This is a genomic window from Nostoc sp. T09, from assembly GCF_002154695.1.
Lineage (GTDB): Bacteria > Cyanobacteriota > Cyanobacteriia > Cyanobacteriales > Nostocaceae > Aulosira.
In genome coordinates, this window is record NZ_MTAV01000078.1 from 121,713 (window position 1) to 130,877 (window position 9,165).

The 9,165-nt window shown below is 40.8% G+C and carries 6 protein-coding genes and 1 pseudogene; 4 read left to right on the plus strand and 3 right to left on the minus strand.

Features of this window, described 5'->3' with window-relative positions:
* Positions 1-767 precede the first annotated feature (767 nt).
* Positions 768-1,572, minus strand: a pseudogene (locus BV372_RS16885) (choice-of-anchor K domain-containing protein).
* A 491-nt stretch (positions 1,573-2,063) separates the two neighbouring features.
* Positions 2,064-3,284 (minus strand): geranylgeranyl reductase, encoded by a 1,221-nt coding sequence (gene chlP, locus BV372_RS16890; RefSeq protein ID WP_373270775.1) that lies wholly within the window; start codon positions 3,282-3,284, stop codon positions 2,064-2,066.
* 327 nt (positions 3,285-3,611) lie between these two features.
* Here chlP and yidD point away from each other — a divergent pair, with 327 nt between their 5' ends.
* From yidD to BV372_RS16910, 4 genes are all read left to right on the plus strand, one after another.
* Positions 3,612-4,118: a membrane protein insertion efficiency factor YidD gene (yidD, locus tag BV372_RS16895; RefSeq protein WP_086687651.1), complete on the plus strand. Its 507-nt coding sequence runs from the start codon at positions 3,612-3,614 to the stop codon at positions 4,116-4,118.
* Between the two features lie 106 nt (positions 4,119-4,224).
* Entirely contained in the window at positions 4,225-5,241 is a 1,017-nt protein-coding gene (locus BV372_RS16900; RefSeq protein ID WP_086687652.1) for a sulfate/molybdate ABC transporter ATP-binding protein, read from the plus strand.
* Positions 5,242-5,398: 157 nt separating this feature from the next.
* Positions 5,399-5,755, plus strand: a complete 357-nt coding sequence (locus tag BV372_RS16905; RefSeq protein ID WP_086687653.1) for a Spx/MgsR family RNA polymerase-binding regulatory protein — start codon at positions 5,399-5,401, stop codon at positions 5,753-5,755.
* A 372-nt stretch (positions 5,756-6,127) separates the two neighbouring features.
* Positions 6,128-7,648, plus strand: coding sequence for a GUN4 domain-containing protein (locus BV372_RS16910; RefSeq protein ID WP_256973282.1), 1,521 nt, complete (start codon positions 6,128-6,130; stop codon positions 7,646-7,648).
* 43 nt (positions 7,649-7,691) lie between these two features.
* Here the strand turns inward: BV372_RS16910 and BV372_RS16915 are convergent, their stop codons facing one another.
* A complete protein-coding gene (locus BV372_RS16915) occupies positions 7,692-9,077 on the minus strand; it encodes an AAA family ATPase (protein WP_086687654.1) in 1,386 nt (461 codons plus the stop codon).
* Between the last annotated feature and the right edge of the window lie 88 nt (positions 9,078-9,165).

The window sequence follows — 9,165 nt, forward strand, 5'->3', positions numbered from 1 at the left end:
TTACAAAGAGAACCAGTAATGCTAGAACTTAGATATAGAAAGGTTCGTAGAACTGTTCGCCACTCAACTTTAGTCGTCTACCTCTTCGTATCAGACTAGCAGAAAAATTACCAAACCCTCCACAGTGCAATCCAATATTGGCCTTTACACTTTAATTGTGACTTTTAGAAGCAAAGTTTGCGGAACTGATATCGTTCAGTCTCATATCGCTACAAATTAAGTAGTTAGGCAAAATAAAAGTTACAGGAGAAGGCAAGGGAACAGGTGAAGAGTGACTGGTAGGAAGCAAGCTACGCGTAGCGTCTCCCCTTGGGAGAATAAAAGGCTTTACACTACTGCTGTGCGCTAAGAGCGCCCCGCTCGCTAACGCCAGGCTGTTCCCTGTGTGAAGCAACTGCCGTCGCCTCTGTTGACTTGTAGACACTCGTAGACGCGTTTACAAAGCGTTGTTGTAGGCTAGCAAGTGTTGTTGGAAACCCTCTCCGAAGTTGCCACAACGCGGGGAACCCGCGCAAGGCACTTCTCTTCGCAGTGTTGGACTCAACTGTTACCTTTTAGACAATAAATTTGTATTTAACCGCAGTTAAATCACTCACTTTATTACTGCATAAGTACACAGAGCAATTATAACAGCCCTTCTGCTTCAAGAATGCTTAAAAGTCAACCCTCTGTACACCCTTCCTAGAAATGGCTGAAGCAGAAGCAATAATTTGAATTTCCTTGTTTCTTGTTCATGCATCTTGGTGTAAGCAGCTGATAATAACTACTTATTTGCATGAAGATTTAGCTGTTAGTTTAGAGAACTTTTTGCGATAAATTAGGTACGTTCCTGCTAGAAGTGAAGCAGCAATAGTTGATGCTTCGGGAACATCCTCTTTAGGTGGAATGTTGTCAACGCCATTAGGCTTAATAAACCTGGCATAAATGGCAGCATCCTGAAATTCTCCTTCATTAGCACTAATATTTTTCACAGGAGAAGATAATGATGGGCTAAATCCAGCTATCTGCAATTGATATAAATCTTGATTCAATTTAAAACTGGTTCTAGCTGATGCTGTATTGATGTAAACACTGTCTACGTTTCGTTGGATCTTTAATATTGTCTTTTATTTGGTTCGTTGTATTTTCTAAGTAAAAAGATATTGGTAATACTTTCCTAACTTGATTGTTATCACCAAAAAACCAATCGAGATTTAAAGTTACATACTGTATGTTTGTATCGTCGTAGATTATGCCGTTAAAGTAATTTAAACTGCCTAACTTAAACCACGAGCCAACATCTGCTAAGAAGGAATTGCCAATAAATGTAAGTTGATTAGGTTGATTGGGAGGCGTGTTCTTCGCAGGCTCGCCCCAGCTAAATGAATTGGTTCCTACACCTTGAACAAATTGGCAATCGGTATTGCTATTTGAGCAAAATTTATTTTTGCTGTCTGGAATCGCTTTGACCCATACACCATCTGCTCTACCCGAAATGGTGGCAGCTTGGGCTTGATCAGAAAACCCAAATGCTGTTAAGGCAATCATCGAACAACTAGATAGAGCAGTGGCAAAAACCAAACTGAGTTTCATAGTTAGGTTTCAACTCCTCTCTGATATCTTTAACTAGGGAACCTGTTTACCTTAGTAAATATACGGACATAAGCCAAGAAGTTATCCTTCTCTTCATAAAGTCTTTACATAAGGTTTTTATTTTTTAGGTAAAAAGTTAGATACACGTAGAAAAAAATACAATTTTTTTACAATCTTTCTACGTAAAAAATTATTTATAGGGGAACAATATTTATAAAAAGCCAATTTTGCTCTCTAAATTCCAATTTAAAAAAATATAAAGTCTTTTAAATTACAGATAAAGTTGAAATATTACAGAGAAGCAGAGGGGCAAATAAATTCAAAATTCCAAGTTACATCTTGAAAATGTGAATTTTCTACTCCCCAACTCCTCTGCTGTGATTCAAGGGTGCGTAGACGCAAAGCGGTGAGGGGGTCGCAGTCTTGGCGGTTCCCGTCGATTGCGAACCCCCGAACCCGGAGGGCTTGTCGCTAGACATCGCCAAAAGCTTTTAAGGAGCTAAGGCGTTACCACGAATCAGGCTACCAAGGGTCTTGGCAGTAATTTTCAGTTGAGTAATGGGGTTGGCGGGGACAACTGTCTTATACAGATAACTATCGAATGTGAGCTTTTGGACATCCATATCAGCACACATCTCTACGAATGCCTCACGGGTAGCATCGGAACGATAAAATACAGTTTGCAGAATGTCCAATACCTTGTAGGTAAGTCCGTATTTTCTATCCCAGCGCTTCAAATAAACCTTGAGGTCGCCTTCTGTGGGGATTGATTTGCCACTGTTGGATAGTTCCACAATTGTTTCGGCACACATGCGCCCAGATTTAGCTGCAAAGTAAATGCCTTCACCAGAGGACTTGGTAACGTAACCGGCCGCATCTCCCACCAAAGCGACTCTACCGACAACGCGGCGGGGACGGGGATGTTCGGGGATGGGGTGTGCTTCTACTTTGATGATTTGTCCGCCTGCTAACTTCTTGCTTGCACGAGCGCGAATCCCAGCTTGTAACTGCTTAATGCTGGCTTTATTGACCTGCATTGTGCCAGTACCCACAGCTACGTGGTCATATTTAGGGAACACCCAAGCATAGAAGTCGGTAGAAACGTCATTGCCGACGTACATTTCGGCAAGATCGTTGTAATAAGCCATTTTGTCTTGGGGTAGACGAATTCGCTCTTGGAAAGCGATCGCATAATTGTAATCCCCAGCATCAATTTCTTTAGCAATCCGGGAATTAGCCCCATCTGCCCCAATTACTAAATCCACTTTCAAGGTTTTGGCAATACCCTGTGCGCCCCCTTCTGTATGGTCTACATAATGGATGGTATAGGGGTCAGTATTGTTGGTGGGTATATCAAGTTTATGAACGGTAGCATTAATTAAAGTTGCGCCTAGTTTTGCCGCCCGATCCCGGAGGAAACCATCCAAGACTTCACGGCGGCACATTCCTATATATTCTTCTTCATTTATCAGATTGATATCAACTTCCCGATTAGAGGGTGATATCATTTTCATCTTTCGCACCCGGCGATCGATAATTTCTGGTGGTAGGTCAAACTCACTCACCATACACAGGGGAATTGCACCCCCGCAGGGCTTGGCATTATCCAGCTTCCGCTCAATTAGGTAGGTTTCAATCCCAGCCTTTGCCAGTGTTTCAGCGGCAGATGAACCAGCTGGGCCCGAACCAACAACAGCAACCCGTAGTGTCAAAGGTTTTCTCCCAATCTTGACATTTACCGAAAGCATCGTACCACGGACTTTTGGCTCATTTCTCGCTCTTGCTTCGGGTTTTGACTGAAATGCAATATACCTTAATATTTCGATACGAATAATATATTTTCTATTTGTTTTTGCTACTGCTGACTGAGCAATAAATAAAATTAAGCAAAATCCCTCAGACTTCAGTCAGGGGATGAGTTAAATTTGACTAGCCATAATGCCGTGAGAGTTTCAAAGTTGGTACTCAAGAATAGATTTCTGGGCATACTCAGGCAAGGTAAGTAGAACTCCTATCCCAGATTAATAAGTATCAATGAAATGGAAATTTCACTATTAAATTCAATTGGCAGAAAAGCCAGTATTGTTGCGATTACGGGATATCAAAAACACATCTCTCCACATAAAGGCTTTGTTTGCGCTCACCGAGTCTTATATGGCGGTGAATCTTGCTCTCAATACATTAAGCGGATAATAGCTGAAGATGGATTTAAAGGATTACTTAGCAAGTCCCGCAGGCGATTTCAAGCTTGCAAGCAAGCCAACCGGATTTTAAGGTCACAAGCCGATAACTCAGGGCCAACAGAGGATGAGGAACCAAATCTGCATTCATCTAAAAAAGGACTAGGTAACACTGCCCAAAATTCTTCATCTAGCGGTGGTGACAGTACCGACTGCATTAACTGTGCTGATGTCAGCTGCAATTGTGCTGAACTTGTCAGCATGACTCCTGATTGTAGCGTCCTCGATTTTAGTGCTGTAGATTGTAGTTCTCTTGATTGTAGTGGTGCTGATTGTAGCTTTCTTGACTGTGGTAGCTGTGGGTAACGAAATCTTTTTAATTTAACTAATCCAAAAGCAATAGTCTTATGGTATATATGAAATACGGTAATCCTAGCAATTATTCGTAGATTCTTGGCAGGGGAAAACAACAGTGGGCATATTAGTTGAGAATGTATCCAAACAATTTGGTAGTTTCAAAGCTGTTGATCGGGTAAGTTTGGAGATTAAGAGTGGTTCTCTTGTTGCCTTGCTGGGACCATCAGGATCTGGGAAATCTACACTGCTACGGTTAATTTCTGGTTTAGAGTTACCAGATAGTGGCAAAATCTTTTTGACTGGGAAAGATGCCACCTATCAAAGCGTGCAGGAGCGGAACATTGGGTTTGTGTTTCAGCACTATGCACTATTTAAGCATAGGACTGTGCGCCAGAATATTGCCTTTGGTTTAGAAATTCGCAAAGCCCCAGTAAAGAGAATTCAGGCACGGGTAGAACAATTGTTAGAACTAGTGCAATTAAATGGACTAGGCGATCGCTATCCATCACAACTGTCTGGTGGACAAAGACAACGGGTAGCTTTAGCTAGAGCGCTAGCAGTCGAACCAGAGGTATTGTTGCTGGATGAACCCTTTGGTGCACTTGACGCAAAAGTTCGCAAAGATTTACGGGCATGGTTACGCCGCCTCCATGATGAAGTTCATGTTACCACTGTTTTCGTCACCCATGACCAAGAAGAGGCAATGGAAGTCTCTGACGAAATAGTTGTAATGAATAAAGGGTGTGTAGAACAAGTAGGAACTCCAGAACAAATTTATGACCATCCCGCCAGTTCCTTTGTCATGAGTTTTATTGGCCCAGTCAACGTCCTGCCGAGTTCTTCAAGGATTTTCAAAAGCAGCGGGTTTGATGTCCCACATCCAGAAGTCTTTTTACGCCCACAAGATGTAATTGTAGAGGTATCTGCTAACGGCGCTACTACACCTGCGACAGTGAGCCGAGTCATACATTTGGGTTGGGAAATTCAAGTTGAATTAAATTTAGATGAAGGGCAAGTGGTGATGGCACATTTAACACGCGATCGCTACAAAGAATTGCAGTTAGAACCGGAACAACGGGTATATGTGAAGCCGAAAGATGCAAAGTCTTTCCCCTTGTCTTATTCGATTTAGTTGGCATTGTGGAAATATTTATACTGGTTGCTTTAACTCAAGCAAGATGCACAAGTATATACGCGTGCACCAGGGCAATATCATGCTGAGGCTGGTGCGTTTAACTAAATTTAAGGACAAGCTTTTAATTGCTTGAAAATGATTAATTAACTTTTTTATGTCCATTCAAGTTTATGGAATTCCAAACTGTGGAACCTGTAAGAAAGCTTTTAAATGGCTGCAAGACAACAACATTAATTACGAGTTCATCAATACAAAAGAAACTCCCCCAACTCGTGAGATGATTCAAAACTGGGTCAAGTCTTTGGGTTTTGCTTCTATGCGAAATACCTCTGGTCAATCCTACCGGGCTTTGAGCGATCAAAAGAAGACTTGGACTGATGATCAGTGGATTGACGCATTCGCTAACGACGCAATGCTTCTGAAACGTCCCCTTTTTGTTAAGGATGCAAAGGCAGTGTTAGTAGGCTTTAAAGACAAAGAAGAATTAATTCGAGAAAAATTAGAGCTTTAATAAGCTAATGTACATTTAACTTGCATATTGTTGATTTTAGAGAAAAAGCGTCAATCCTTATTCTCTGCACCTTTAACCAGCCTCAACAGTTCAGTTTTCTGAACTGAACAGTATTGTGTGATTGTGTTTTCCTGTGTCTTCATCAAGGCTACTTTTAGTCCGGAAACCTCTTACTAACAGCCGTAGAAAGAGTTGTTTGTAGCACGAAATACAAAGCATTCCTATTCCCAGCCCTAAGATTTATGGAACCTAGATCGTGAATCTAGGATTTTTAATGACTGGAAGGGGTTGAACCACTTTCCGGAAAATTCGCGAAAGTACTGGGTTAGGAGCAATCAAACTCTACTTGCAGTGGCAACAATATAAAGTGAGATGGTGAAAAACTGGGCGTTAGTTATCGGTATTAATCATTACGACCTCTTGCAACCGCTCAAGTATGCGAAGCGGGATGCAGAGTTGATGCAGAATTTGCTTCACAATGAAGCAGGTTTCGAGCGAGTTTTCTTCTTCTCGGATGACTCACCCAGTATTGGTGGTGAACTGACTCGTCCTTACCGCGCTAATTTATTACGATTTTTACAGCAGTTATTTGATCGTCCTTTCTTAAAGCCAGAAGATAACTTCTGGTTTTTCTTTAGTGGTCATGGGATGATGCATGTTCATCAAGATTACCTCATGCCTGCTGATGGTAATCCAGATGACATCGAAAACACAGGAATTTCCCTGCAATATCTGACTGAATGCCTTCGCGGTTGTGGCTCTAATAATATTGTGATGATGTTAGATGCTTGCCGTCATCAGCACAAACCAAGTAGCGAAGGAATTGGACAACAAACACAAGATTTGGTGAGCCAAACCGGAATCATCAGTATTTTGTCTTGTAGTCCCCATGAATTTTCCTCTGAAATCGATGCGCTGCAACAAGGTGTCTTTACCCATGCAATCCTGGAAGGTTTAGGTATTCAAGGACAATGCGCCACGGTGAAACGGTTGCACCAATATCTCAGTTTCCGCGTACCAGAACTTTTGGCACACTACAAGTATCCTCTGCAAACCCCTTATATAAGTGCAGAGCCAGTTGGTAAGTCGCACCGAGTTATTATACAGAAGTACGCCAATTTACATGAGATTGCCAATCACCACATAAATTCCTTACCAGCAGAAGTTAATCATAGTAAAGAATTGGCAGAATTAGAGCAGCTATGGATACGTACAATTACGGCAGATTCTAGTTCAGATACGAATGTAGCCAACGACATCCACAGAATTGCTCAATATGTGGGAGGGGGTGAAAATTTTGTTTCAAAACCTGCTGTTTATGTTTCTCCTATAAATGCGATTGCACAACCTCAACATAAATCAACAGCAAAAATCCCAGAACCAGCGCTTGATTACCTGAGTTCGGAACGGGGAGTAGACTATCAGCGATTATCCGAATTACTAGCAGCTGGTGATTGGAAAGCCGCAGATCGGGAAACTGTCACCCTCATGCTGAAGATAGCGAGGCGAGAAAAAGTAGGCTGGCTGAATATTGAAGCAATTAACAACTTTCCCTGTAGCGACCTTTGCACGATTGACCAACTTTGGGTCAAATATAGCAAAGGTCGTTTTGGTTTTAGCGTACAAAAGCGCATTTGGGAAAGCGTTGGTGGTCAACCTGATGCTGATTATGAGACTTGGGGCAAATTTTGCGATCGCATCGGCTGGCGCATGAATAATAATTGGCTATTCTACTCTGACCTGAATTTTACAGACAATGCACCTGTTGGTCATTTTCCGGCGGCAGCATCAGTCGATCTCCTAAGCGTTCACCAAGGTTGGGTAGTGGGTTTATTTGGTTGTCTTGTGGGATTCTCGGCTCTCACTTCGCGATTGTCCGTAGGTAATCAATGAAGCTGCTTTAAAATCTTTGATTACCTCAACCAATATTTAATGCTTACCCCAAATGTAACTCTTGTTTCTTAGTACCTAGCCAAAGACGAACTGGTTCAGAAAATTTCGACCATTGCGGCGATAGAGCAAAAACTCGAATAATGCGATTTAGTCCTATTTCTTTGGAACAACCTAATTGTTCAATAAGAAGATTAACTAAATTATGCTGGTCCCCAGCATTAATAATATCAGACGCAATTTTCCTAATTTCTTCATTTTCTGAATCAGTTTGTTCTGGTAGGTTATGAATAGATTTGAAGATGAATTGTTCAGGATGCATACCTTGGGTTAGCTCGAACTGTGCCAAATTATTTAGCACTTGTTTTCTTAATGTATCTATCTCTGAACCATGTCCAGTCACAACTCGTTGAATTTGGATTTTTTTATCTTCTTCAGTAATATATTCATCTCCATCCAAAACGAATAAAGCATTGCTGAGCAATTGGCCAGAAAGCCCAAGCCCTCCAGAAACGGTAAATGCATTTATGACTGCACCATATTTATGAATCACTATGTCTTTGTAAATTCCAAGTGAGCTAGCAATATGGCTTACGATTGCTTGTGCAAGATCATCTTCAACATAGACTTCAAGTGATTTCACCTGTTTTCCAGTCATACGACGAGTAATATCTGGAGTTGTATTTGGAATGCAAACTGTATTTATTCCACTTTGATGAATATGCCTTAACTCAACCTTATATTTTAATTCAAAAAGCTCGGTATTATGAGATGTAAATATTATTTGATGATGCTTTTCATTAGCCCGTTCATAGATAACCTCAATTAACCTTTTAAGAGCCTGAGGGTGCATTAATAAATCTATCTCATCTATTAAAATTAAGCTATAGTTCTTGGTTGTTCTAAAAACTGTATCGAGTATGGTAAATACTCTTTGTTCTCCTGCGCCCATTGTCAATGCTGAGTATTGAGTGACTCCAGATTTGACACCAAGAATAGTTTTATTTCCGTACTCATGTACATGAAGACTATCATAATTCTTATTTAGAATATAACCAGCTTTCTGTCTAATTAATTCGTCTAGTGCAGTTGCTTGCGTTTTTGTTGTGTACTGAATTTTTTGACCTTTATTTTCAGACTCAATAACTGGAACACAGGTTTTTATTTCAATAAATTTAACACATCTTTCGGGTCTTCTTTCATAAATAACCCATCTATCATTTTTTTGATATTTCTTTTCCTGATGGGAGTAACTATTACTGCCATCACCATAGCTGTAAGTTATTGATAGGTCTGAACCTACCCAACTGAAGTGATTGTGTGGCGGGAAAAACCTAGAAAATTTATAATTTTCATCTGTTGTATTTATCGGTTTGTATACACAAGCTAAAGCATATAATATAGTTGATTTGCCGCAACCGTTGACTCCCATTAAAGATATTAATGGTGAACCTTCAAGGTTAATAACCCAAGTTGCCAGTTACAAAATCAGACTGGTGAACTGGTGTCAAAAAGGCAAT